Source organism: Maribacter chungangensis (assembly GCF_042676845.1).
GTDB classification, from domain to species: Bacteria; Bacteroidota; Bacteroidia; order Flavobacteriales; family Flavobacteriaceae; genus Maribacter; species Maribacter chungangensis.
In genome coordinates this window covers 411,027-436,020 of sequence record NZ_JBHTHY010000003.1, presented here as the reverse complement: position 1 = coordinate 436,020, position 24,994 = coordinate 411,027, and the positions used below count along the sequence as shown (strand labels likewise).

Sequence of the window (24,994 nt, the reverse complement as noted above, 5' to 3'; positions counted from 1 at the left end):
CATTTTAAAGGGTACGATAAACCATTGAGTACAAATCATTCAACATTGCCAAAGCTTTTCCATTTTAGTCGATGACTTAATGAGTTCCCTGCCCAAGGCGGGTTAGGGACTTTTTATTTCATTAAAACAGCCGTCATTCGTTTGATACGGTCCGCTAATTTTTCACTGGACAATTTTTCACGCAAGCGATCCGTAATAATGGGAAAGGAAAATGGTGTGGCCTTGGTACATTGTTTCCAAACGATATCCTGGGCGGCAATGCGTTCCAGTGCCATTCTAAGTCGGCCTTCTTCTAACTGATGCTCAAACGTTTCGGTATATGCTTGTTGATATAATAGATTATCGGCCTCGAAATCCTTAAAAACATCGAACAACAATTGGGAACTACTTTGCAGGTGTTTCATCTTTATGCCCTTGTTGGGATACCCTGTAAATACCATACCACTAATGACCGCGATGTCCCGGAATTTACGCCTGGCCATTTCATTGGAGTTCAAACTTTTTTGAAGGTCGGATAGCATGTACTCAGTTGTGAACAGATTATTGTCCAATACCTCTTGGATATCAATTTGTTTATCCGATAGCAACTCAAAACCGTAATCATTATAGGCGAGGGAACAGGTAATAGGCAGTAACAAACTAATCCTGTACGCCAATAGACTGCTCATAGCTTCATGTACCCCACGTCCTTCAAAAGGATAAAAAATATGGTGGTAGCCGTCTCGTGTTTTGAACGTTTCTATGAGAAATTCATTGGGTTTGGGGACTATACTTTCTTCCCGTTGTTTTTTGAACATGGGCGCTAATGATCGGATTTCAATGGACTGTTGTTTTTTCTCCAGCTCGGCCGTATACAGCTCTTGCCGCAACAATTCCGACATTTGTGCCGAAAAGCTGAGCCTCCCGCCCATCCAGCTGGGTACCTTATTCGTTTTTTTGGTCGAATTTTTAACTTGGGCCTGCATGCCTTTTACCCGGATAAACTCGAGATTTCGTCCCGCAAAGGTAAACACGTCCCCTCTTGTGAGTTTAGAGATAAAGAACTCCTCAATGGTTCCTATATACCCTCCTTTTTGATATTTTACCGTTATGTTGGCATCACCAACGATCGTCCCGATCTGAAACCGATGTCGCATGGCGATTCCCCTATTGTGCACCTTAAACTTTCCATCTTCTTCAATTTCCACTTTTTTGTACTCGTCATACGACTGCAGGCTTTGACTCCCCATTACCAAAAAGTTCAATAACCATTGCCATTGTGCTTCAGAAATACCTTGATAACAAAACGTTCCCTTAATTTCCCGGTAAATCTCCTCCGGATAAAATCCGTCCGAAACGGCCAATGTGGTAAGGTACTGCAGTAGGACATCGAAACTATTTAAATAAGGAATTCTGTCTTCTACGGCCTCATGCTTAACGGCCTGTTGCATGGCCGAGGCTTCAATGAGTTCCATGGCATGTGTGGGCAAAAAGTGGATGACACTTTCCTTTCCCGGGCTATGACCGCTGCGACCGGCGCGTTGCAAAAAACGCGCTACGCCCTTTGGCCCACCGATTTGAATCACGGTCTCTACCGGAGCAAAATCGACCCCTAAATCCAGGCTTGAGGTACAGACCACCGCTTTCAGGCTTTCGTTACGTATTGCTTGTTCTACCCATACCCGGGTCTCTTTGTTTACACTCCCGTGGTGCATGGCAAATTCCCCCGCATATTCCGGATGTTTTTCCAATATTTTCTGAAACCATATCTCACACTGACTTCGTGTATTGGTAAAGAGCAGGGTCGTTTTACTTTTATTGATAATAGGGACAACATCTTCTAAAAGCCGTAAACCTAAATGCCCCCGCCAAGGAAAAGTTTCCATCTCTTTTGGTATGATACTCTTTACCGTGATTTTTTTGTTCAGCTTCGCCTTGATCAAGACCGAGTTTTTAAGGGTACTGGTTTGTGGTCCCAACAAGACTTCACGCGCTTGTTCCAAATTCCCAATGGTCGCCGAAATTCCCCAAATTCGTAACTCCCGACTCACACTTTTTAAACGTGAAAGTCCCAGTTCCATCTGTACGCCACGTTTGGTTCCCAAGAGTTCGTGCCATTCATCAACTACAATCGCAGAGCAATCTTTAAAAACTTTCGCATAGCCTTTGGAAGATAACAATAGCTGCAAGCTTTCTGGAGTAGTGATGAGCAGGTCCGGCATGTTCCGTTTCTGTTGGGAGCGCTCCTTGGTAGAGGTATCGCCTGTGCGGATACCCACCGTCATTTGTGTACCCAAATCTTTGGTTATCCGTTCCGCGGATTGCTTTATTTCGTTGCTCAGCGCACGCAAAGGTGTTATCCAAATGGCCTTTAAGCCTTTTTTATGCTCGGTCTTATAATCAGGATTTTTTTTGATGTAATTAAGCACAATGGGAAACCAAAGCGCATAGGTTTTCCCACTACCTGTTGGGGCATTTAAGAGTCCATGTTTGCCTTGCAGAAAAGCAGTCCAGGTATCCTTTTGGAATTTAAAGGGTTTCCATTCTTGGTCTTTGAACCAATCTTGAGCAATAGTGTACAGTTCTTCTCTATTCATGTTTACTAATGACGTATAAAACTCCCAATATAATCGGATTTTTTTTGTTCCTTCCCCTAGCAGGGGAAGGTGGCCTAGCCGAAGGCGATGGTCGGAAGGGGTTGAGCCCGAGCCGTTATCTCAAATCCCATACATTTATACTAATGCTTAACCTAGTCATAAAAGTAGTGGTTTGGTCTTTAGTGCTATGGTTTGCGCTTTTACCCCTTCCGTCTTCCTATCAGCCTAAGGCTGTGGAATTCGCCTTTACAGTCCCCTCACGAAAATATTCGTAGGATACAAGTTTGGGGAAGGAATTGTTTAAGGTGTTTTCTAATTCTTTGCCCCCTTGTTTATTAAGAGACACCTTCTCTCGAATTCGGGCTCGGGATCAGTGCCTTTAGATCGGCCAAGGTATTTGCTTCATGAATGGTTTTATCCTGTCGCCAACGTAAAATTCTTGGGAACCGGGTAGCAATACCGCTTTTATGCCTTTTGGACAGGGCAATACCTTCAAAGGCAATCTCAAAAACATGATAGGGCGTAACACTACGTACGGGGCCAAAGCGTTCCAAGGTATTTTTCTTTATCCACGCATCCACTTTCTTTAGCTCGGCGTCGGTAAGTCCGGAATATGCTTTTGCAAACGTGACCAATTCCTTTTCTCCATGTTCATTTTCTTGCCATAAGGCAAAGGTGTAATCCGTAAATAGGTTACTTCTTCTGCCATGGCCACGCATCGCATAAGTAAGCACGGCATCAATGGTTAAGGGGTCTACTTTCCATTTCCACCAATCGCCTTTTTTTCTGCCGACTAAATAGGGGGAGTTTTTATTTTTCAGCATCAAGCCCTCGCTTCGCATTTCACGAGCACGCTGTCTTTCTTTAGCTACTTCCTCCCATGAATGAAAATTTATGGTTTCCGAGAGGTGAAAAGGTAATGATTTTTGTTTATCTGATGGTCTTCTACTGCGCTCAGACTGACATAAATCAACATGTAATTTTTCTAATAGCTTTCTGCGCTCTACAAACGCAAGTGCCCGAATGTCTTTCCCGTTCCATTCCAAAAGATCATAGGCTTTGAGAATCACCGGTACTTTTTGCAGCAGTGTTTTGGAAACCGTTTTCCGACCTATTCTGGTCTGCAAGTCATTAAAGCTTCCTATTTCGTTATTTGCGAAGGGAAGTATTTCTCCGTCCAATACGGTTCCATTAGGTATGCTACCTATGAATGCTGAAAATTCTGGATACTTGTCCGTTACCAGTTCTTCGCCACGGCTCCAAACAAAAATCTCGTTGTTTCTAAGGATAACCTGTGAGCGTATACCGTCCCATTTATGTTCCGCAGACCAATCCGCAACCCCTCCGAGATCGGTCACCTCGCCCTCAATAGCATACGCGAGGTAAAAAGGATAAGGTTTGGATACATAGGCACTTTCATTTTCTTCCAAGATCAATTCCGAAAAACTGATCTTGCTCGGATCCCAATTGCCCATTAGTTTGTAGGCCAATATATCCTCGTCTATTTCCGTTGCCCTGGACAACGCCCTAGTCATTAATTTTTGACTTACCCCGATCCGAAACCCTCCCGTGATCAGTTTCGTAAACACAAAACGCTCATAATAGTCCAGCATTTTCCAATTGCTCAGCAAATAGGCCTTTTTGTCTACGTCGGATTTCTTTTTCAAGGCAATCATTTCTTCCAAGAACTGGGTCAATGTTTTTTTCGTAGTAGATTTTGTTGTTGGGATTACCAAGGCAATAGTTTCAGCTAAATCACCCACAATATGATAGCTTTCTTCAAAAAGCCACAAGGGTATATTCGCCAATTCTGAAGCCCATGCCCTAAGCAAGGTGGTATTCACCGGCCTTGGAGGTCTACGATGCGATAGAATAGCAATGGTCCATACCTTGTCCCTATCGTTCGCCTTTTGAAAATATGCTACCAAAGCGGCCACCTTCAAGTTGGTCTTATTGGTGCTATCCAATGTTTTTATAAGTAGTGCAAAATCCTTCATTTTTTGTTATTGCGAACGTAGTGAAGCAATCTGTTTAATTAGTAGTTAAGCTTGCTTGATTTATCGATTCATTTTCTTCTTCTCCGTACTGCGTACTTTCCGTTCGCGCATCATATCCCAATTCTCTTAGGTACCTTGAAAAAATATCGGTATAGCCATGGGTACATATAATTTTTTCGGCACTAGTGGCTTCAATACTCGTTAACAATTGTTGCCAGTCGCAATGGTCGCTTAATACGAATCCTTTGTCCACGGCGCGCCTTCGTCTTGCTCCTCTAAAAGCCATCCATCCGCTTGCGGTACCAGTTACATAGGGCACCATTTTCCGAATCCAAGTAGAACCGTGGGCACTAGGGGGCGCTAAAACGATGTTTCCCAAAAGTTCGGATTTTTTTGTTTCTCTTGTGATAAGATGGGTTTCTGGAAAATCGACCAACGGTCGCAATACAGCGGTCATATTTTCAATGGCGCCATGGGTGTAAATCTTACCGATATCCGTATCCAAATATTTTAACAGTCGTTGTGCCTTTCCTAGACTATACCCAAATAGTACCGATGTTTGCCCATTTTCCTTATTTTGACCCCACCATTGGTTAATATTGTTCAAAACTTCCTGTTGAGGCGTCCATGAAAAGGCAGGTAGTCCGAAGGTACATTCCGTAATAAACGTATGGCATTTAATAGGCTCATAGGGAGTGGATATCCCGTCGTTTTCGGTTTTATAATCTCCGGTAAACACCCAGACTTCCCCTTTATGCTCTACCCGTATTTGCGAGGATCCGATAATATGACCAGCGGGATGTAGACTAAATTTTACATTGTTGACATAAAAATCCTCTCCCCACTCCACTCCGTTTACTTTAATCTCCCCTAAACGATGTGAAATGATGGGAACGTTTCTATGGTGGGTAATATACTGTTTATGTCCCCAGCGACTGTGATCGGCATGACCATGGGAAATAATAGCCTTGTCTACAGGTTTCCAAGGGTCTAAATATACTTTTGCCGCTGCACAATAAATACCCTTGTCCGTAAATTCTAAAAGAGGTTTTTTCATAGCACGGTGAAATTACAAATTAGCTGGTAAAACAAAGTCCGCTATCATGTAAACTATGAATTCTAAAAAATTTATCTTTGTGTCCTATAAAATAGGAAATATGTCATTTACAGATTTATACGGTAACCCCGAGCATAGAAAAAACGTAGCACATTTTGCCGCAATGGCCACATTAGCAGCCTCCGATGGCGCAATAAGTGCAGAGGAAAAAACAATGTTGGACAATTTCGCGAAAAAGTTAGAGATTTCGGAAAAAGAGTATAAGGAGGTGATGAAACCGGAGAATAAATTTCCGATAGAACCACCTGTTGATTCAGAAAAGCGATTGGAACGTTTGTACGACCTGTTCCGAATTATCTTTGCCGATCATATTATCGACGATGAAGAAATGGTCTTACTCAAAAAGTACGCTATTGGACTTGGTTTTTCTGGGGATAGCGCCAATAAAGTGATTGAACGCTCTGTGGCTATATTTAGCGGCAAAATAGATTTTGACGATTACCTGTATTTGCTGAAGCACTAAATTAATAGCAGGCCGGTACCATTAAAAAGGGAGGGAATTCCCCCATTTTTAATGATACTTATCCAAGCATTCTTGTAATTTCTCTACCATTTTTCGGCTACCACAGAAAAAAGGCACACGTTGATGCAACTCTGTTGGTTCTATGTCCATTATTCGCGACTTCCCCCCAACTGCCAAGCCATTTGCCTGCTCGGCAATAAATGCCATTGGATTACATTCATAGAGTAACCGTAGTTTCCCACTTTCGGTAACACTACTTTTTGGGTACATGTAAATACCACCCTTTATCATGTTCCTATGAAAATCGGAAACCAAGGAACCAATATATCGCGATGTATAGGGTCTGTCTCCTTCCTCCTGTTGACAATATTTTATGTAATCCTTAACCCCCTGCAGAAAGTGAACATAATTGCCTTCGTTTACGGAGTAGATCTTTCCTGTTTCAGGAAACTGCATGTTGGGATGTGATAAATAGAAGGTTCCTAAAGCTGGGTTCAATGTAAATCCGTTTACACCATCACCGGTAGTGTACACCAGCATAGTAGATGTACCATATACGACGTACCCGGCCGCTACCTGTTTGTTTCCAGGTTGCAGGAAATCTGCTAACGTAACAGGTGTCCCTACGGGAGTAACACGCCTGTAAATAGAAAAGATAGTACCAACGGATACATTTACATCTACATTGGAGGATCCATCCAAAGGATCGATAAGCACCACATATTTGTTCTGATGTTTATTATCATTACTATTGATAGCGATAAAACTGTCTTCCTCTTCCGATGCAATACCACAAACAATTTCTCTGTTCTTAAGGGTAGAAATAAATTTTTCATTGGCAAAAACATCCAGTTTCTTTTGTTCTTCACCTTGTACATTGGTGTCTCCGGCATCACCCAATATATCCACTAGTCCCGCCTTATTTACTTCGTGGTTTACCACTTTAGCCGCTAAGCGTATCGCATTGATGAGTTTTGACAGCTCCCCGGAAGAATATTTGAAGGAAGATTGGTTTTCAATGATAAACTCGCCTAGTGTCTGATTTTTCTTTGTCATGGATAGTATGGTTGTATTTACCCACAAATATCGCCTATTTTGTGAAACTACTTCGATTTCGCCCCTTTAAGATTTTGTAAATTTATAACTTTGTGTTTTATTTGTAACAATATGGGATTTATCATACGAGACGCCGTAAAAACCGATATGCCACAAGTACTGGCGCTTATACAAGAACTTGCGGTTTTCGAAAAAGAAGATGATGCTGTGGAAATCACCGTGGAAGATTTGGTTGCAGATGGCTTTGGCGCGGTAACAAAGTTTCATTGCTTTGTAGCGGAAAAGGAAGGAAGCATTGCTGGAATGGCACTAATATATCCTAGGTACTCCACATGGAAAGGTGCTATAATTCATTTAGAGGATTTAATTGTAACGGAAAAAATGCGCGGCAGCGGTCTGGGTACGGCACTTCTGAACAAAGTCGTGCAATATGGTCATGAGCTGGGCGTAAAACGTATTAGTTGGGAGGTGATAGATTGGAACGAGGCTGCCATAAAGTTTTACGAAAGCAAAGGTGCAAAAGTTATGCGGGACTGGGACGTAGTGCAATTGAACGAAGAGGGCATGCACACCTATTTAAATAATTTATAAGTAATTTTTTTCCGGTCATACCGGCAAACCAAACGATAATCTTTATATGAGGGTTTTTAAATTCGGGGGAGCATCGATTAAGGATGCAGATAGCATACGAAATGTTGTAGCAGTACTAAAGCATACAGGGCATGCCAATACGCTCCTAGTAATATCTGCCATGGGTAAGACCACCAACGCCATGGAAGCTATAGTTGATGCCTATTTTAAGGACAAGTCTGCCCTTGTATCGGAGATTGCCGAGATGGTAGACTACCATACCATAATTTTAAATGAGCTATTCCCCAATTCACAACACAAGGTTTACAAGGACATCAAAGTACTGATCGATGAAGTCAACGGATTCTTGGCTTGGAACAAATCTCCCAACTACAATTTCGTTTATGACCAAGTGGTTGGTTACGGAGAGCTTATAGCAACGACCATTATAAGCGCCTACTTCGAGGAAATTGGCCTCAAAAATAATTGGCTAGACATTAGAAACTATATAAAAACAGACGCCAATTATAGGGACACAACAGTAAATTGGGAGAAAACTCAGGAGCATATTTCCACTATTGACAAAAGTATTTTAAACATTACCCAAGGGTTCTTAGGAAGCGACGATAATAATTTTACGACTACCCTTGGAAGGGAAGGTTCCGATTATTCGGCCGCTATATTGGCCTACTGCCTAAACGCGGATTCCGTAACGATCTGGAAAGATGTTCCTGGCGTACTCAATGCAGACCCTAGACATTTTAAAGAAACCCAACTATTAAACAATATCTCTTATCGTGAGGCAATAGAGCTGGCTTTCTATGGCGCATCGGTCATACATCCAAAAACGCTGCAACCTTTACAAAAAAAAGAAATACCCCTGCATGTAAAGTCTTTTGTAAACCCTAAAGATAAAGGTACTACCGTGGGAAAAGGAGTTGGAATAGAGCCTAAAGTCCCTTGTTTTATCGTTAAAAAAAATCAGGTTCTAATGAAATTGTCGTCCCTGGATTTTTCCTTTATCGTAGAAGATAGTATTAGTGAACTTTTTAAACTGTTCCATGAGCACAAAATGAAGGTTGATCTTATACAGAATTCAGCTATTAGTTTTTCTGTCTGTGTAGACAATAAATTTGGCGGTTTGGAAGCTTTGTTAAACCGACTCAAAAGCACCTTTAAGATAGTTCATCATGAAAATGTATCGCTGTATACCATACGTCATTTTAATACTAAAGCGTTAACATCGCTACAAAATGGACATGAAATTCTTTTGGAACAACGCGGCAAGGAAACAGTGCAGCTGGTTGTAAAGTAACAACAACTTACCAAGAATTACGGCAAAAGTAAATCGCTCACTACTGCTTTTTGCTATCTTTACGCCTTCATAATTATTTCTGGCTATGGGTCTGGTAACCGCAAAAGAAGTTGCGAAAGCTATTAATGTTTCCAAGTATGGTTATTTAGGTACGTTCATTGCTTGGTTGCTGATGAGGGCAACCCGTATTTCTGCCATAAACTCCTATTACGACACTATAGCCCACCTAGACTGCGAGGCTTATGCCAAAGCCATTTTGGAACATTACGAAATTGATTATGATATTCCCGAAGAAGATTTTAAACGATTGCCAAAAGAGGGGCCTTACATAACCATATCCAACCATCCCCTAGGTGCCATTGATGGTATTTTATTGATGCGCTTACTGCTTCCCATGCGAAAGGACTACAAGATCATGGCCAACTTTCTTTTGGAGCGCATGGTACCCTTAAAACCATACATACTTCCAGTAAATCCGTTCGAGGAACATAAAGACGCCAGAAGTAGCATCGCCGGTTTTAAAAAGGCCTTACTGCATATTAGGAGCGGTCACCCCCTTGGAATTTTCCCGGCAGGGGAAGTTTCTACCCATAAAGATGGGAAGTTGATCATAGACAAACCTTGGGAAGAAGCCGTCTTAAAACTGATTAAAAAAGCTCAAGTACCTGTTGTGCCCATATACTTTCACGGAAAAAACAGTGCATTATTCTATAGGTTATCTAGATGGAACCCTATTTTCAGAACCGCTTTGATTCCATCTCAGGTGCTTTCGCAACGTAACCGCCCCTTAAAAGTGCGTATTGGTCAACCCATTTCTGTACAAACACAAAATGAACAAGAGCGTTTAGAAGATTTTACAGACCTACTGCGAAGAAAAACTTACATCCTATCGAATGCGTTCCAAAAAGAACGGCTAATAGATCAATTACCTTCAACACTTAAAATACCAAAAGCACCTAAAAAAATTGCAGAAGCAATGCGAAAAGAGGTGATGCAAGGCGAAATAGAGAAGTTAAGGGAAAAGGACTGCAGACTACTACAAAGCAAAAACTACGAAGTATTTCTTGCCAAAGAACCGGACATGCCGTTTATCCTAAAAGAAATAGGCAGGCAGCGAGAAGTAACCTTTAGGGCCATTGGCGAAGGAACCAACAAAGCCATCGATTTGGATATTTTTGACACCTACTATCATCATCTGTTTTTATGGGACAATGATGATAATTGTATTGTGGGCGCATACCGTATGGGAATGGGTTCAGAAATATTTCCAAAACACGGCATCGATGGTTTTTATTTACAAGACCTGTTTCGTGTAGAACCCGAACTGTATGGTATGATGGGGCATTCCATAGAAATGGGTCGCGCTTATATCGTTAAGGAATACCAACAGAAACCCATGCCATTATTTCTTTTATGGAAGGGAATCGTACATACCACGTTAAGACATCCGGAACACAAATACCTTATTGGTGGGGTAAGTATAAGTAATCAGTTTTCCAACTTCTCCAAGTCCTTGATGATAGAGTTTATGAAATCCAATTACTGGGATCCGTATGTAGCGCAATATATTCGCCCCAAAAAAGAGTTTAAGGTAAAACTGAACGATGCGGATAAGGAGTTTGTTTTTGATGAAACCAAGGCCGATTTAAACAAGTTTGACCGCTTAATAGACGAAGTAGAACCGGGAAGTCTACGTTTGCCCGTGCTTATTAAAAAGTATATTAAGCAAAATGCGAAAGTGGTGGCCTTTAACGTGGACCCCCTTTTTAACAATTCTGTAGACGGACTCATGTACATTAAAATAGCGGACTTACCCGAAAGCACGGTAAAGCCTGTCATGGAGGAGTTCCAGGCAGAACTGGAACGTAAACTGGCGGAAGCGCAGTCTGCGGACAAGGAGACAAACTAGTCCGTTTCCGTAACGCTACTTCGTATTTTAAAAAGTGCATTAACTTTAGTGATTCGATTTTCTGTCCCAATATTTTTCGCGATTACCGATTTTAACAACAGCTGATTTTTGAACGGTAGGTGTTCCATAACGATTTTGGCTTGTGCAGCAACAGAGCCCCATGTAAAAGGGCTAAAACGATAGCACCTGGAACGAGGTTTAAACTTACGAACATAAATACCTCTTTAGCCAAGGACAGAGGTATCGCATTTACGAATAACAGAGAACCTTCTACAACATCAATTTTTATGGCAAGGACCAACACTATCGCTGCGAAGTGGAGAGAATTCGAAAACAGATGTATGATATATTCCCATTTTGGGAGTCCGCCCATAAATTTCCTGCTCTCCGTTTCGGAATAGGCATCTATGCCCAAAACGACTAAATCCAGTACAACCAACCCGATTCCAAATAGAAATAGCGTAGCGCCAGTCTCGTTTACGAAAAGACTCCATACTATCATGGGAAAAAGTACCGCCCTTATCGTATGCGTTATATGCTCAAAAGTGCTTTCCTCATGATTAAAAAGGGAATACTTAAAAATATGTAGATAAAAACCGTCATAGGTAGCTAAAACCATAAACAGCACCAGGCAAACCGAGGCAAGAATCAAAAGAATTTCCATAATTCAAGTTTTAACCTAACAGCAAACGCTAACAGCTGTACAGCCATTATCTGAAACGCTTTCTAATTGAACCAGATTCACAAAAGTGCCATTGGCCTTGCAGTTCGTTGCATTTATTCCTAGTGCTACGATAAGTTGTCCGCCGGCTACATGGTGGTTATGTACAAACAATTGGGCGGTATGAAATTGGGCATTGCCATATTCAAATTTCACCTCAACCTCTTTTTCCAAGGGTTTAATGCTATCTACCCGGTTTAGTATTTCCAAGGCTTTATCAGTAGTTAGAAAATCTTGTTTACCTATTTCTTTAGGACTTTCCCATAGTTGAACAATTGTTTCTTTCCAGAAATTAGTTCCACCACCACAATCTACGGTGTCTATAGTAACATTTTTAACTTCCGTAATATGATAATTCGCTCCTACTGTTTTTTCGGGTGCATACCGGAACAACAACTCCTTGTTGGGATTTTGCCGTATTAGTGCTAAGAATTCATGTGTTTTCATTTGTATCTAGTTTTATATCAACAACATTTTATTTTAGTATTCGTAAAAAAAGAATTTAATCGCTTTTGAACGGCAGACCATTTTTTTAAATTGATGCAATAACAGATGCTCTTTCCGTTAACCTCACCATGGATCAACTCTATGCTTTTGAGTTCTTTTAGATGTTGGGAAATGGTAGGTTGTGCCAAACCTATCTCATCTACAATATCATTGCAGATACATGCATCTTGTTTACTTATGAACTCCAGTATGGCTATCCGTGCCGGGTTGGAAAGCACCTTAAAGATATTGGCAAGTTCGTTCTGTTCCTTGTTGTATATTTGTGTTTTGGTAACGCCCATAAATTATATTTATATATTGCAATATTACGATAATAAGTGGATTAAAAAAAGACCGATGCTAAAAATCGGTCTTTGTAAACTTATAAACTTTTAAACCAGTCTTGGAAAAGATGTCCAACACCTACGGTTGGTGTCATTTTACCGTTTGCTGCTGCGATTATACTAATCACTATTAAAACCAAGCCGATTAGTCCAGCAAAACAACCTACAATTGGCACAAACCCAAGCACCATCATAAATATCCATATACCTAGTGTTTGTCGAATATAAAAACTTCCAAATTCCGTTTTATTACTACTATTCATTACTATAGCCACTATCCATCCAATAAATGTTATGTGTGCGATTATAGCCACTGTTTTCCCGTTGTCGGGCTTGTTTGGGTCAAAAGTATCCTTTACCTCTTCTTTAAAGTCTTTTGCCGCTTCTTCTGCCTTGTCCGCGAAATCACTTGCCTTTTCTTTTGCATCATCTGCAAAATCACCAGCCTTTTCTTTGGCGTTGTCAAAAGCATCTTCAGCCTTATCCCCTAAGTTTTCCGCTTTCTTTTTTGCATTGTCCAAGGCATCTTTTGCCTCGTCCCCTAAATCCTTATTCTCGTCAGACATATTACTAATTTTTTGGTGGTTAAATAATGACTAAATGTAACAAAAAAATCAATAGCCAGAGAAACAGTTTGTCAACAGGTTTTTTAGAATCCTATCTCAATGGCTTAACTACCTCCAATTTAGAGCTTATCGGTTCTCCCCGTTCCTTCGGATTACGTTAATTACCACCTAACCGCATAAGCAGTAATCTCAGTTTTCTCCCAGATAAATAAAGTTAAGTTATCCATCCAATAAATACAGGCCCAGCTTAATTTTCCAATAGGGAACTTTTTCTTCAAAAAAATCAAAATACTCCCGTAAGCCTTGGGCATCCGGTAGTGATTCCTTTGCTTTGGCAATACTATCTTGTTCCTCTTTACTCATAAATTGGTGCATGTCCAACTCCTCGCCTTCGGCGTGTATTTTCATCAGGTGACCGTAAATCGTATTCTCGGAAAGTTCCCGTTTGTCGGCTATTTCTTGCACGGTACATCCATCTTTAAACAACAGATAGGATTGCTTATGTGTAGGCACTTTGCTTTTCTTCTTTTCGGGTTTGTATGCGGTAATTTCTTTAAGGAACACCTCGGCATATTTTTCCAATTTTGCCTGCCCTACCCCGGTAATATTCATAAACTCGGTTTCGTTCTGTGGCATTTTGGCCTCCATATCCTTTAAACTGGCATCGCCAAAAATCACATAAGCTGGTACATTTTGCTCCGTGGCCAACCGCTGACGCAACACGCGCAGTTTCTCGAAGAGTCCGTCTTTCCCTGCTCTTGTGGCTCGCTCGGTCTTCTTGCGCTCTACCGCTTTTTCCAATACGGCCAACTGAATTGGCTTTTTTGAGAACAATACTTCCTTGGCCAAAGGGGTAAGTCCCAACCGCGCACCTTCCCTAAAGTTGATACTCAATACCCCTTGGTTCAAAAGCTGGATCACGTATTGCTGAACATCCAACCAAGAAATATCCTTGACCGCTCCGTATGTTTTTATATGCTGATAGCCTTTGTCGTATACCTGGGCGTTTTTTGCGCCGCGCAACACATCTATTACCGTTCCCATGGGTTCGCTTTCCTTTAAGCGCGCCACGGCCGAACAGATTTTTTGTGCGAGAAGGGTACCGTCAAAATACGCTGGGGGTCGCCTACAGATATCGCAATTACCACAGCCTTTGGTAACATGCTCCCCAAAATAGTTCAACAAGGCGATGCGCCTGCAGCTCAAAGCCTCGGCAAATTGCTGCATGCGTTCCAGTTTGGCGTATTCTACCTCTGCATTTTCACTTTCGGATATGAAACGTCGCAATTGCGCCACATCGCCAAAACTATAAAACAACAAGGCGTGTGCCGGTAGGCCGTCCCTGCCGCCACGACCAATTTCCTGATAATAGCCTTCTACGTTCTTGGGAAGGTTATAGTGTATCACCCATCGGACATTACTTTTATCGATTCCCATACCAAAAGCGATGGTAGCCGCAATGATGGGTACCTTATCCGTAATAAACCCCTCCTGCGCGGCAGTCCGTTCTTGCGGTGATAGTCCGGCATGGTAGGCTTTTGCATTATATCCCGCCGTTTGCAATTTCTCTGCGAGTTTCTCCGTACTTTTTCGACTTAGGCAGTAGATAATTCCGCTTTCGTTGGGCCGTTCGTCCAAAAAATCCAATATGTGTTTGATACGGTTCTGCGCCGGGCGTACTTCTAAAAACAAATTGGGCCGGTTAAAGGATGCCAAGTGGCGCGCTCCTTCGGTTATTTTTAGCTGATCGGCGATATCCTCTTGGGTTGTGCCGTCCGCCGTGGCCGTTAAGGCAATGATGGGCGTGTTTGGAAAACGCTCCTTTAAATTGCCCAATTGGGTGTAGGCCGGTCTAAAATCGTGCCCCCATGAAGATATACAATGCGCCTCGTCTATCGCGAACAGACTTATATGGATTTCCTGAAACACGGTATGGAACCCGCCCAAGCTTTCCGGTGCCACATAGAATAACTTTAGCCCTCCCGATTTCAAATCCGAGAAGATTTCCTGTTGCTGTTCTTGGGATTGTGAGCTATTGTAATATGCCGCAGCAATACCGTTTGCCCTGAGTACATCTACTTGGTCTTTCATCAAGGCAATCAAAGGCGATACTACGATTGCCGTACCTTCCAAGGCCAAGGCCGAAAGTTGGTAGCAAAGCGATTTTCCGCCACCCGTTGGCATAATGGCCAACACATCTTTTTTATCCATGACATCGGCAATAACCGCCAACTGATTGGGTTTGAAGGAATCATACCCGAAATGAGTCTTTAATAAAGGTAACAGCTTTTCTTCTACGGTGGTTGTCATAGGCGTAAAAATAAGGATTGTGGGTTTGTTGTTGTGGGGTTATTGGGAGAATCTATTTAATCAATAAATCCCATACCGTCTTTGCGAGGCCATTTTCGGCCGAAGCAATCTGTTGAATCAAAGTCAGCTAACCAATTGTTCGAGTATAAGAAAAACCTATTCACCGATAACAAACAGATCACTTCGTCGTGCCTCCTCGTGAAGACGTACAATCAAAAACGTCTTTGCGAGGCCATTTTCGGCCGAAGCAATCTGTTGAATCAAAGTCAGCAAACCAATTGCTCGAGCATAAAAAAAACCTACTCCCTGATAACAAACAGATCACTTCGTCGTGCCTCCTCGTGAAGACGTACAATCAAGAACGTCTTTGCAAGGCCTTTTTCCGGTCGAAGCAATCTGTTGAATCATATTGTAAAAGGTTTTTAATGTCTATTCTAGAAAAAAGGGAACTTTGCCGCTCCAAACAAACAGCTCACGACGTCATACCTTCCCGTGAAGACGTAATGATATCTAACCTACTTCCCCAACATCAACAACTCATTGCAACGAACTTCTGTGAAATAACGCTTCTCGCCCTCCTTGGTTTCGTAGGAACGGTGCATTAACTTGCCATCAACGGCCACCTGCTTTCCTTTGGTCAGATAGTTTTCTACAAGGTCGGCCGTTTTGCCCCAAGCCACAATATTGTGCCATTGCGTATCCTCTACTTTTTCTCCTTTCGCGTTCTTGTAACTGTCCGTTGTAGCGATTGAAAATTTTGCGAGTTTCGCGCCTCCGTCCAAGGTTACGATTTCTGGGTCTTGACCTAAGTTTCCGATCAACTGTACTCTGTTTTTAAGTGCATTCATAATACTATGTTTTATTATTTATAGTTTGTAATCCCAAGCCACCTTGACTTGACACTGCAAACCTAAACCCGACTTCAAAAGTTATTCGGTTACAAAATATTTACTTTCGTTTGTAATCGTTTGTTGTCGTTTAAAAACTTTTTTATTATTGATTATCAATTATATAAATAAGTTTCGTTTTAAACTTAAATCATTATCTAATTAAATGTCAATTATATAAAAGGCAACAAAGTTGCCCTATACAATCATCAAAAGCTCCTAAATTTGAAACTCTGAAATATATTAGAAGAGAAAATTGAAGTGTGCCGTCTCTCATTTGGATAGGGCTTTAAAAAATTACCGTCGGAAAACGTCAATGTTCCGAGCATTGGCGTTTTTTCATTGGTCAAACTGAGCAAATATAAAATCGGGATTCGAATTTTAACACGTCTTTTTGTCGAAATATCATGTATAAATTATCGATTTTTCTTGTGGATGCGGTGTATTTTTACTTGCCCACTACGTATATAGATGCCTACTTACAGATAACTATATACAAAGAGCAGCAAAAAAATAAAATGTATTACGTCCTTCTAAAAGATGGAGTTCCATTAGGTACGTTCGGTAATCTAAAAAAGATCACGGAATTTGTAGAAGATGAAAACTTTCCTAGTTATTGGACATTAGTAAGAAAAGACGATAATCCTTTAGAGTGTTTAGATTATCTAATCTATAAAGTAAAGCATTATTAAATAACAATTATACTCGAAATTATTTGTATTTGTGATTTTGATCGAATATCGTAATTTTGTATCTTTACAAAATCAAAGAGCCGATAACCGTAAATTATCGACTCTAAGCAACTGAAATAATGATTTGTAACGTATAACTTTTGAATTATGATTTCAAAGTTATGTTTATTTCAACCTACATATATTGACAGGTCTTCAAATCATTACTACAATTGGTCTCCGATGAAGAGACATTTTTTGAAAAAAAGGTAGACTGCTTATCGAAGTTACTTTCGAACAACCGATAGTAGAGCTTCTTACACAGTCTCCTAAAACTGGCACTAGATAACCCCCTTACAATGGGGGTTTTTCTTTTCAAAACTTTATAGATTCTTGGGATTCTTTTTTCTTTGCTATGTACATGTGTTCTTGTTTTATGTTTTTGTTTTCATCTATCCACTTTACACTACCCCAAACGTAAGATTGATTCGATTTTGAATACTTTACGCTCGTGAGAATATCTTTTTTCTTTGCTTTGCCTAACTCTACGGCTAATCTTTGGTCTAATTGCTTTTCGCTTCTATCCTTATTAAAAGGTTTTATAATATCTGCGATTTCTGATTTATGTAAAAATCGATTAGCTTGTTTTAAAACTTCAAGAGCTTGATTCTGAATAGACTTCCCGCTTAAATTAAGTTCTTTGGCTTGCACGGGGTCTAAAATAGCGGAGGTATTGTTAATAACGCCCACTTGGTCATAACCAAGCGAGTTTAACTTATCATTTATAACATTTAGCCTTGATGTTAACTTGTCTTTCTTAGCTATTAAAAGTTCTATTACAATATCCATAACATATACTAAATTACGAGAAGATTAATTTGATTTTCAAACAATCTATGTTACATATATAGATACTTATTAGATAAGAGAAAGAAAAAATATGAAAATTTATTATTTTCTTTTATATATTGTTATATTTTATCTTATTTTGTAATATATAAAATGCTTAAAATCAGATATTTATTACTTATCTTTTATCTTATTTAAAATTATCAAATTATACTTATAATTAATTGCTTTTTTATTAAAAAATCAATTTTAAGATAAGACTATAGGTAAGTAATTTAAGTAATACTCTTGATTTTCACTCGCCCACATTGTATATAGATGCCGATTATTAGTTATTTATATGATTTCAATTATAACACTAAATCATTTTTATAATTAAATGTCATGCCTTTGAACCTCAGCAGTTATAACGTACTGAACGAAAGCGTAAAAATCAGACTAAAAATTCCATAGTCAAAACACACTCCCGTTCATTCTTTATTTCCTATCTTGTTCAGTAAGAACCTATACCGTAATAAAGATGAAAAAAACAAGTATTTTCTTAACATTTCTCCTGCTATGTATTAGCACAATATCCTGGTCCCAAACCTCAGAAGAAATCGTAACGGCCATAGAAAAAGAGGCCACAGAGAACTCCCAACTGGAACGCTTGGCCTATGAGGTCTTGGACCTGAACGGCCCTAGGTTGGTGGGCACGCCACAGATGAAGACCGCGCACGACTGGGCAGTAAGCGAATTTGCCAAATGGGGCATTTCCGCAGAAAACGAAGCCTACGGCACCTGGCGCGGTTGGGACCGTGGTATTACCCATGTGGACATGGTCTCGCCCAGAATAGTTAGTCTCAGCGCCACCCAATTGGCCTGGAGCCCCAGTACGGGAAAGAAGCCCCTGCAAGCACCCGTGATACTATTGCCCACAGTGGCAGATTCCGTGGGCTTTGCCCAATGGTTGCCCAATGCAAAAGGCAAGATCGTAATGGTGAGCATGCTGCAGCCCACGGGACGGCCAGACTACAATTGGGAAGAATGGGCCACCCCGGAATCTTTTGAAAAAATGAAGAAGGAGCGCGAGGCCCTGGAAAACGCTTGGAGCGAAAACATGCGAAATACGGGCTATACCAGCAGAAACATCAATGCCGCTTTGGAAAAAGCAGGAGCCGTTGGTATTGCCCAATCACGCTGGTCCAATGGATTTGGCGCAAACAAAATATTCAGTGCGGGTACCAAGAAAATCCCTGTGGTGGATATCTCCTTGGAAGATTATGGCATGCTATATCGCATGGCGAAAAACGGAAATACACCTACCCTAAGTATCACGGCCAAATCCAAAGACCTTGGCGAAGTGCCCACCTTTAACACCATTGCCACTATTCCAGGCTCGGCACTGCCCAATGAATACATCATCCTCTCGGCACATTTCGATTCTTGGGACGGCGGTACCGGCGCTACCGATAATGGCACGGGCGTGATCACCATGATGGAAGCAGCCAGAATATTGAAAAAAGTGTACCCCAACCCAAAACGTACCATCATTGTGGGACTTTGGGGCGGTGAGGAGCAAGGACTCAACGGCTCTGCGGCCTACGTGGAAGACCATCCTGAAATTGTGGACAACATGCAGGCACTTTTTAATCAGGACAACGGTACCGGACGCGTGGTGCGCTTAACCGGCCAAGGCTTTTTGCACGCTTATGATTATTTGAACAAATGGATGGAACCTGTGCCGGAAGATATTAAAAAACATATTGAGACCACCTTCCCCGGTACGCCCGCCAGTGGCGGATCGGACTATGCCTCGTTCGTGGCGGCGGGTGCTCCCGGTTTTTCCTTAAGCTCCCTGAGCTGGAGCTATTGGAACTACACTTGGCATACCAATTTGGATACTTATGACAAAATTGTTTTTGACGATGTGCGGAACAATGCCATCTTAACTGCGATCCTAACCTATATGGCTTCGGAAGACCCGGAGAAAACGTCGAGGGAAAAAGCCACCTTGTTCGGTAAAAACCGTAGAACCGGTGAGCCAATGACCTGGCCAACACCGCGCACACCAAATCGTAGAGGGGGATTGGATTAGAGGTCTTTAGCGATTATATATCAAGTAGCCAACATCTCGAAACGACAAATAACTGAACAAAGATGTAAGTCTTTTCGCTATGCGGTCAACCTTGGTTATGAAGTGGTTTAAACCTTTCGCGTTCAAGCGAAAATTATTGATTTTTTGAACATTTGAATACTTTTTTGAGTTGCATAGCAGCGCTACGGAAGGAAAAAAATCAGGGCCGAAACAAAAGCCAACAATTTGGCTTTTGAATGAGGAGCCAGCTACAGCGCGCAGTGAAAAAGAGCAATTTTTTAACAAACGGAAAAAGTTTAAATGACTTCTATATGAAAGGGAAAACTAAAAACCTCTTGGGAGACCTCGGTTCATTTTTTCTTCCGCTGAAAAAATTAGTTGGCAAAAAAAGTAACTATTGCTATCCCTTACCCCTCTCACAGCCTACAGTCCGCAAAGCTGTTTCAAACGGAAACATGGAAGAGGATACGTTACGGACTGGTTTCAAATTAAAAAAGAATAGGTCAGCGTATGACCTCAATTTCAAATGACCAAGTTTAACAACAAATACCGTATTGAATCCAATCGATTAAAAGGATGGAATTATGGTTCCAATGCCTTATACTTTGTTACTATTTGCTGTAAGAACAGAAAGTGTTTTTTTGGTAGTATTTCAGAAAAGAAAATGATTCTGTCCGAAGAAGGAAAAATCGCCGAAAAATTCTGGTTAGAAATACCGGAACACTTTTCTTTTGCTATTTTGCACAATCATATTATAATGCCCAATCACATGCACGCCATTATCGAAATCAATAAAACCAATACCGATAACGCCCAAGAAACCAATTTAGGCGCTTCTCCCATTAAAAAGATATCCCCTAGAACCAAAAGTGCATCTTTAAAATGGAAGCCCGGTATTTTAGGCGTTATACTTAACCAATATAAAAGGATATGCACCATCAACGCTCGCAAAATAAATCCGGATTTTGGATGGCAAGCGAATTATCATGAACACATCATACGAGACCAAAGAGCCTATAAAAATATTTTCAATTATATTACGAACAATCCGTTCAAATGGAAAGAAGATACCTTTAACCAAAGGTAACGTACAGACGCCCAAATTGGGCGTCTCAACGAATACCAAACGCCCAAATTGGGCGTCTCAACGAATACCAAACGACCAAATTGGGCGTCCCAACGAAAACCAAACGCCCAAATTGGGCGTCCCAACGAAAACCAAACGCCCAAATTGGGCGTCCCAACGAAAACCAAACGCCCAAATTGGGCGTCCCAACGAATACCAAACGCCCAAATTGGGCGTCTCAACCCTAAGAAAAATGAAAAGAATAAAACTACTCCTCATCGCACTGCTTATCCTCCCGGTTACGCTGCAATCACAAAAAAGAAAAAAGAAAGCAGTCGAACCTGTAATCACTATTCAAGATTCGCTATTCCACGGACTAAAATGGCGCAATATAGGACCGTTTAGAGGTGGTAGAAGTGTAGCGTCCACGGGCGTTTTGGGCGAACCTATGACCTATTATAAAGGTACCGTAGGCGGTGGTGTCTGGAAAACTACGGATGACGGTATCACCTGGAAAAATATTTCGGACGGATTCTTCAAGACCGCTACGGTAGGTTCCATTGCGGTATCCGAGAGCAATCCAAATATTGTTGTTGTAGGTATGGGCGAACATGCAGCGCGGGGAGTTATGACATCCATGGGCGATGGCGTGTACAAATCTACCGATGCAGGAAAAACCTGGAAACATTTAGGTCTGGATGAAACACGGCACATATCCGACGTGGTCATTCATCCTACCGATCCGGATATTATTTTCGTAGCGGCCCAAGGCGCACAATATGGCCCAAACGCACAACGTGGCATTTATCGTTCTACCGATGGCGGGGATACTTGGGAAAATGTACTCTTTGTAGATAACGATACGGGAGCATCGGATCTGGTCATGGACATGAAAAATCCATTAATTCTATACGCCGCACTATGGCAGCACCGGAGATATCCTTGGGTGATGGAATCGGGCGGAAAAAATTCCGGCCTATATAAATCTACCGATGGCGGTACTACATGGAAGCAATTAAAGGAAGGCTTACCAAAAGAATTTGGAAAGGCAGGGGTATCGGTCTCCAGGGCAAATCCGGAACGTGTATTTGCCGTCATAGAAGCGGAGGGCGAAAAAGCGGGCGTGTACCGATCTGACGATGCCGGCAAAAAATGGACACAGGTGAACAAAGAGCGGATCAACATCACCCGATCGTGGTATTACATGAAGGTTTTCGCCGATACCCAAGATGAAAATTTGGTCTATGTCCTAAACGCCCCGGTAATGAAATCCATAGACGGCGGCAAAAGTTTTACCCCTGTTGCTGTTCCGCATGGGGACAACCACCATTTGTGGATACATCCCTTGGACAATCAGAAAATGATAAATTCCAATGACGGGGGCGCCAATGTGTCCAATAACGGCGGAAATAGCTGGAGTACACAGGAAAATCAGCCCACAGCACAGTTTTATAGGGTAATAACCGATAATCTGGTTCCATATAATGTCTACGGAGGACAACAGGATAATTCTACCGTGGCCATTGCATCCCGCACCAACGGCCGGGGAATTGGTTGGAAGGACTGGGAGCGAACCGCAGGTGGGGAAAGTGCCTTTTTGGCCTTTGACCCGGACAATCCCGTTCTTGTTTATGGTGGCACCTACCAAGGCATTATAGGAAAATGGGATACCAGAACACAGGAATCCAAGTCCATAAAACAATACCCCGAACTGGGCCTGAGTATAGCGCCGAAGGATTCCCGATACCGGTACAACTGGAACGCGCCCATTATTACATCGCCCCATGACCGAAATACGATTTACCACGCTGGTAATGTAGTCTTCAAATCCACCGATGAAGGCCAAAACTGGACCGCCATTAGTCCGGACCTGACCCGAAACGAAAAAGAAAGGCACGGCCCCGGCGGCGGACCCTTTACCAACGAAGCTGCAGGCGGGGAAAATTACAACACCATTACCTATTTGACCGAGTCTCCACATGAGGAAGGCGTACTTTGGGCCGGAACAGACGATGGACTGCTCCAAGTAACACGAGACAGTGGTAGTAATTGGAGCAATGTTACGCCAACAGGCATCAAAGATGGTATCATCAATTCCATTGAGGTATCGCCCCATGATGCGGCGACGGCCTATATCGTGGTTATGCGCTACAAATCCATGGATTTAGCATCGTATATTTTTAAAACATCCGATTATGGACAGACGTGGACCAAAATCACCAACGGAATTACAGGAGAACATACCTTTACCAGAGTAGTTCGCGAGGATAAAAAACAAAAAGGACTCCTATACGCCGGAACCGAAACCGGCCTTTTTATCTCATTGAACGATGGTGCAAATTGGCAGCCCTTTCAGCTCAACCTACCTGTTGTTCCCATTAACGATATCACCATACAGGATAACGATTTGGTGATAGCAACATCGGGCCGTGCGTTTTGGATTCTGGATGATATAGCAGCAATTCAAAACATCGCCAAAACAAAACAATCCCTCACTATTTTTCAACCTAAGGACACCTATCTTTATTTTGGAGGCCATTCGGACAAACCTGTTCCCGGTCTGGGCCAAAACCCGAAAAGCGGGGTTACGTTCGACTATTATCTACCTACCAAAATGGATTCAACGGTACTTACCCTTGAAGTGTTGCAGAATGAAAAAGTGATACGCACCATTACCAATCAAAAGCCTAAAAAGTTTACGACTTGGCCGGGAGGCCCATCCAAACCGGACATCCTGCCGTCCAAAAAGGGATACAACCGATTTACATGGGATTTTACCAAAGAAGGATTGCCAAGTATAGAAAAAGTCTTTGTTTTTGGCGGACATGAAGGCTCCGCCGTAGGGCCCGGCAACTACACATTGAGACTTCGCACGGATATGGATACAGCAGAAACCACCGTAACCATTTTACCCAATCCGAAGGTAAAAGGAAGCACTGCGGATTATGACGAACAACAAGAAATGCTCACTACCATTGAAGAAACCGTACGTGCCATGCATACCGCGGTAAACGCCATGCGCTCCGCAAAATCGCAGCTAACACAATACGCCCAATTACTAAAAAACAACGAAAATGCCTCCGAGTTGGTCAAAAAAGGTGATTCCCTACTAAAACGTATTACGACCTGGGAGGAAAACCTCATACAGCCCAAGCAAAAGACCTTTCAGGATGTCATCAATTTTACAAATAAATTAAACGCTCAATTCTTGCACCTTCGCGGGTACATATCCTCCGTGGAGCCTAAGCCAACGGCAGGCTCCAAAGAGCGGTTACAGGATTTAATGCAACAGTGGCAAGGATACAAAAAAGAGCACGACGCCATTGTAAACAAAGAAATGAGCGCCTTCAACAGCCTGTATAAGGAACTGGACCTACCCGCCATTATCCTTACCGAAGAGTAACTATAATCGTGATGATGACCCATTTTGTATCCGACAAAACCTTCACCGGAGTCGATTTTTCCAAAAAACGGCTCCCTCGTGGTGAATATGAAAACTGCACTTTTGAAACCTGTGATTTCTCAGGTGGGTTTCTGGACGGGCAAAACTTCATGGAGTGTACCTTTACGGATTGCAATCTCAGCAATGCGAACATAGCGCACACGACCTTTAAAGAGGTTTCTTTTGAACACTGTAAGATGATGGGGCTGCATTTTGAAACCTGCAACCCCTTTCTTATGGATTTCTCGTTCACCCATTGCCGCTTGGACCTGAGCTCGTTTACAGGAATGGAGCTTAAAAACCAGCAATTTACAGACTGTAAATTGATTGCCGTCGATTTTTCCAATAGCATACTGTCACAAGCTGTATTTGGGGACTGTGATCTGGAAAAAGCGATTTTTTTGAATACTGATTTGAGCAAGGCAGATTTGAGCACGGCCTTTAACATCACTTTAATTCCCGATCAAAACAGACTAAGTGGTGCCACCTTTCATCGCAACAGTCTAGCAGGGTTACTTTTGAGCCATAAAATTAAGGTGGTCGACTCCTAAAGAGCCGTTTACAAACGGATA

Annotated in this window: 20 protein-coding genes; 9 read left to right on the top strand and 11 right to left on the bottom strand. The window is 41.9% G+C overall.

Features of this window, described 5'->3' with window-relative positions:
- Positions 1 to 113: 113 nt before the first annotated feature.
- The 3 genes from ACFQZJ_RS01850 to ACFQZJ_RS01840 all read right to left on the bottom strand — a co-directional run bounded on the left by ACFQZJ_RS01850 (position 114) and on the right by ACFQZJ_RS01840 (position 5,630).
- The gene (locus ACFQZJ_RS01850; RefSeq protein WP_379931869.1) at positions 114 to 2,576 is read right to left on the bottom strand and encodes a ligase-associated DNA damage response DEXH box helicase; all 2,463 of its coding nucleotides are present in this window, start codon (positions 2,574 to 2,576) and stop codon (positions 114 to 116) included.
- A 335-nt stretch (positions 2,577 to 2,911) separates the two neighbouring features.
- The gene (locus ACFQZJ_RS01845; RefSeq protein WP_379931868.1) at positions 2,912 to 4,573 is read right to left on the bottom strand and encodes an ATP-dependent DNA ligase; all 1,662 of its coding nucleotides are present in this window, start codon (positions 4,571 to 4,573) and stop codon (positions 2,912 to 2,914) included.
- Positions 4,574 to 4,607: 34 nt separating this feature from the next.
- Entirely contained in the window at positions 4,608 to 5,630 is a 1,023-nt protein-coding gene (locus ACFQZJ_RS01840; RefSeq protein ID WP_379931866.1) for a ligase-associated DNA damage response exonuclease, read from the bottom strand.
- A 100-nt stretch (positions 5,631 to 5,730) separates the two neighbouring features.
- Here ACFQZJ_RS01840 and ACFQZJ_RS01835 point away from each other — a divergent pair, with 100 nt between their 5' ends.
- Positions 5,731 to 6,153 carry a tellurite resistance TerB family protein gene (locus ACFQZJ_RS01835; RefSeq protein ID WP_379931864.1) on the top strand — a complete coding sequence of 141 codons (423 nt, stop codon included), beginning with the start codon at positions 5,731 to 5,733 and terminating at the stop codon, positions 6,151 to 6,153.
- Between the two features lie 48 nt (positions 6,154 to 6,201).
- Here ACFQZJ_RS01835 and fbp read toward each other — a convergent pair whose 3' ends face one another.
- Positions 6,202 to 7,209, bottom strand: a complete 1,008-nt coding sequence (gene fbp / locus ACFQZJ_RS01830; protein WP_379931863.1) for a class 1 fructose-bisphosphatase — start codon at positions 7,207 to 7,209, stop codon at positions 6,202 to 6,204.
- A 111-nt stretch (positions 7,210 to 7,320) separates the two neighbouring features.
- Here fbp and ACFQZJ_RS01825 point away from each other — a divergent pair, with 111 nt between their 5' ends.
- The 3 genes from ACFQZJ_RS01825 to ACFQZJ_RS01815 all read left to right on the top strand — a co-directional run bounded on the left by ACFQZJ_RS01825 (position 7,321) and on the right by ACFQZJ_RS01815 (position 11,003).
- Positions 7,321 to 7,800, top strand: a complete 480-nt coding sequence (locus ACFQZJ_RS01825) for a GNAT family N-acetyltransferase (RefSeq protein WP_379931862.1) — start codon at positions 7,321 to 7,323, stop codon at positions 7,798 to 7,800.
- 46 nt (positions 7,801 to 7,846) lie between these two features.
- Complete coding sequence (locus ACFQZJ_RS01820; protein WP_379931861.1) at positions 7,847 to 9,094, top strand: aspartate kinase; 1,248 nt, start codon at positions 7,847 to 7,849, stop codon at positions 9,092 to 9,094.
- A gap of 85 nt (positions 9,095 to 9,179) precedes the next feature.
- Positions 9,180 to 11,003, top strand: a complete 1,824-nt coding sequence (locus ACFQZJ_RS01815) for a GNAT family N-acyltransferase (RefSeq protein WP_379931860.1) — start codon at positions 9,180 to 9,182, stop codon at positions 11,001 to 11,003.
- Positions 11,004 to 11,094: 91 nt separating this feature from the next.
- Here ACFQZJ_RS01815 and ACFQZJ_RS01810 read toward each other — a convergent pair whose 3' ends face one another.
- The 6 genes from ACFQZJ_RS01810 to ACFQZJ_RS01785 all read right to left on the bottom strand — a co-directional run bounded on the left by ACFQZJ_RS01810 (position 11,095) and on the right by ACFQZJ_RS01785 (position 16,278).
- Positions 11,095 to 11,667 (bottom strand): hypothetical protein, encoded by a 573-nt coding sequence (locus ACFQZJ_RS01810; RefSeq protein ID WP_379931858.1) that lies wholly within the window; start codon positions 11,665 to 11,667, stop codon positions 11,095 to 11,097.
- Between the two features lie 15 nt (positions 11,668 to 11,682).
- Positions 11,683 to 12,171, bottom strand: coding sequence for a DUF6428 family protein (locus tag ACFQZJ_RS01805; RefSeq protein ID WP_379931857.1), 489 nt, complete (start codon positions 12,169 to 12,171; stop codon positions 11,683 to 11,685).
- A gap of 17 nt (positions 12,172 to 12,188) precedes the next feature.
- A complete protein-coding gene (locus tag ACFQZJ_RS01800) occupies positions 12,189 to 12,512 on the bottom strand; it encodes an ArsR/SmtB family transcription factor (protein ID WP_379931856.1) in 324 nt (107 codons plus the stop codon).
- Between the two features lie 80 nt (positions 12,513 to 12,592).
- Positions 12,593 to 13,120, bottom strand: coding sequence for a YtxH domain-containing protein (locus ACFQZJ_RS01795; protein ID WP_379931855.1), 528 nt, complete (start codon positions 13,118 to 13,120; stop codon positions 12,593 to 12,595).
- Between the two features lie 219 nt (positions 13,121 to 13,339).
- On the bottom strand, positions 13,340 to 15,430 hold the full coding sequence (recQ, locus tag ACFQZJ_RS01790; protein WP_379931853.1) for a DNA helicase RecQ: 2,091 nt from the start codon (positions 15,428 to 15,430) through the stop codon (positions 13,340 to 13,342).
- 515 nt (positions 15,431 to 15,945) lie between these two features.
- Positions 15,946 to 16,278, bottom strand: coding sequence for a single-stranded DNA-binding protein (locus ACFQZJ_RS01785; protein WP_379931852.1), 333 nt, complete (start codon positions 16,276 to 16,278; stop codon positions 15,946 to 15,948).
- Between the two features lie 446 nt (positions 16,279 to 16,724).
- Between ACFQZJ_RS01785 and ACFQZJ_RS01780 the strand changes: the two genes are divergently transcribed.
- On the top strand, positions 16,725 to 17,009 hold the full coding sequence (locus tag ACFQZJ_RS01780) for a hypothetical protein (RefSeq protein WP_379931851.1): 285 nt from the start codon (positions 16,725 to 16,727) through the stop codon (positions 17,007 to 17,009).
- Positions 17,010 to 17,363: 354 nt separating this feature from the next.
- On the opposite strand, the gene ACFQZJ_RS01775 is transcribed toward ACFQZJ_RS01780, so the two are convergent.
- Positions 17,364 to 17,837 carry a hypothetical protein gene (locus ACFQZJ_RS01775; RefSeq protein WP_379931850.1) on the bottom strand — a complete coding sequence of 158 codons (474 nt, stop codon included), beginning with the start codon at positions 17,835 to 17,837 and terminating at the stop codon, positions 17,364 to 17,366.
- Positions 17,838 to 18,357: 520 nt separating this feature from the next.
- Between ACFQZJ_RS01775 and ACFQZJ_RS01770 the strand changes: the two genes are divergently transcribed.
- The 4 genes from ACFQZJ_RS01770 (at position 18,358) to ACFQZJ_RS01755 (ending at position 24,973) form a co-directional block, all read left to right on the top strand.
- On the top strand, positions 18,358 to 19,914 hold the full coding sequence (locus tag ACFQZJ_RS01770) for a M20/M25/M40 family metallo-hydrolase (protein WP_379931848.1): 1,557 nt from the start codon (positions 18,358 to 18,360) through the stop codon (positions 19,912 to 19,914).
- Between the two features lie 526 nt (positions 19,915 to 20,440).
- Positions 20,441 to 21,001: a transposase gene (locus ACFQZJ_RS01765; RefSeq protein ID WP_379931847.1), complete on the top strand. Its 561-nt coding sequence runs from the start codon at positions 20,441 to 20,443 to the stop codon at positions 20,999 to 21,001.
- Positions 20,901 to 24,383 carry a VPS10 domain-containing protein gene (locus ACFQZJ_RS01760; RefSeq protein WP_379931846.1) on the top strand — a complete coding sequence of 1,161 codons (3,483 nt, stop codon included), beginning with the start codon at positions 20,901 to 20,903 and terminating at the stop codon, positions 24,381 to 24,383. Before ACFQZJ_RS01765 ends, ACFQZJ_RS01760 begins: the two co-directional genes overlap by 101 nt.
- Positions 24,384 to 24,394: 11 nt before the next feature.
- A complete protein-coding gene (locus ACFQZJ_RS01755; RefSeq protein ID WP_379931845.1) occupies positions 24,395 to 24,973 on the top strand; it encodes a pentapeptide repeat-containing protein in 579 nt (192 codons plus the stop codon).
- Positions 24,974 to 24,994 lie beyond the last annotated feature (21 nt).

Excerpts from the sequence above, each read along its gene's own strand:
- ACFQZJ_RS01755 (WP_379931845.1), top strand. The coding sequence starts at position 24,395 with ATGATGACCCATTTTGTATCCGACAAAACCTTCACCGGAGTCGATTTT.
- ACFQZJ_RS01780 (WP_379931851.1), top strand. The coding sequence starts at position 16,725 with ATGTATAAATTATCGATTTTTCTTGTGGATGCGGTGTATTTTTACTTG.
- ACFQZJ_RS01785 (WP_379931852.1), bottom strand. The coding sequence starts at position 16,278 with ATGAATGCACTTAAAAACAGAGTACAGTTGATCGGAAACTTAGGTCAA.
- ACFQZJ_RS01800 (WP_379931856.1), bottom strand. The coding sequence starts at position 12,512 with ATGGGCGTTACCAAAACACAAATATACAACAAGGAACAGAACGAACTT.
- ACFQZJ_RS01770 (WP_379931848.1), top strand. The coding sequence starts at position 18,358 with ATGAAAAAAACAAGTATTTTCTTAACATTTCTCCTGCTATGTATTAGC.
- recQ (WP_379931853.1), bottom strand. The coding sequence starts at position 15,430 with ATGACAACCACCGTAGAAGAAAAGCTGTTACCTTTATTAAAGACTCAT.
- ACFQZJ_RS01795 (WP_379931855.1), bottom strand. The coding sequence starts at position 13,120 with ATGTCTGACGAGAATAAGGATTTAGGGGACGAGGCAAAAGATGCCTTG.
- ACFQZJ_RS01850 (WP_379931869.1), bottom strand. The coding sequence starts at position 2,576 with ATGAATAGAGAAGAACTGTACACTATTGCTCAAGATTGGTTCAAAGAC.
- ACFQZJ_RS01845 (WP_379931868.1), bottom strand. The coding sequence starts at position 4,573 with ATGAAGGATTTTGCACTACTTATAAAAACATTGGATAGCACCAATAAG.
- ACFQZJ_RS01820 (WP_379931861.1), top strand. The coding sequence starts at position 7,847 with ATGAGGGTTTTTAAATTCGGGGGAGCATCGATTAAGGATGCAGATAGC.
- ACFQZJ_RS01775 (WP_379931850.1), bottom strand. The coding sequence starts at position 17,837 with ATGGATATTGTAATAGAACTTTTAATAGCTAAGAAAGACAAGTTAACA.
- ACFQZJ_RS01815 (WP_379931860.1), top strand. The coding sequence starts at position 9,180 with ATGGGTCTGGTAACCGCAAAAGAAGTTGCGAAAGCTATTAATGTTTCC.
- ACFQZJ_RS01840 (WP_379931866.1), bottom strand. The coding sequence starts at position 5,630 with ATGAAAAAACCTCTTTTAGAATTTACGGACAAGGGTATTTATTGTGCA.
- ACFQZJ_RS01805 (WP_379931857.1), bottom strand. The coding sequence starts at position 12,171 with ATGAAAACACATGAATTCTTAGCACTAATACGGCAAAATCCCAACAAG.
- ACFQZJ_RS01765 (WP_379931847.1), top strand. The coding sequence starts at position 20,441 with ATGACCAAGTTTAACAACAAATACCGTATTGAATCCAATCGATTAAAA.
- ACFQZJ_RS01810 (WP_379931858.1), bottom strand. The coding sequence starts at position 11,667 with ATGGAAATTCTTTTGATTCTTGCCTCGGTTTGCCTGGTGCTGTTTATG.
- ACFQZJ_RS01760 (WP_379931846.1), top strand. The coding sequence starts at position 20,901 with ATGAACACATCATACGAGACCAAAGAGCCTATAAAAATATTTTCAATT.
- ACFQZJ_RS01835 (WP_379931864.1), top strand. The coding sequence starts at position 5,731 with ATGTCATTTACAGATTTATACGGTAACCCCGAGCATAGAAAAAACGTA.
- ACFQZJ_RS01825 (WP_379931862.1), top strand. The coding sequence starts at position 7,321 with ATGGGATTTATCATACGAGACGCCGTAAAAACCGATATGCCACAAGTA.
- fbp (WP_379931863.1), bottom strand. The coding sequence starts at position 7,209 with ATGACAAAGAAAAATCAGACACTAGGCGAGTTTATCATTGAAAACCAA.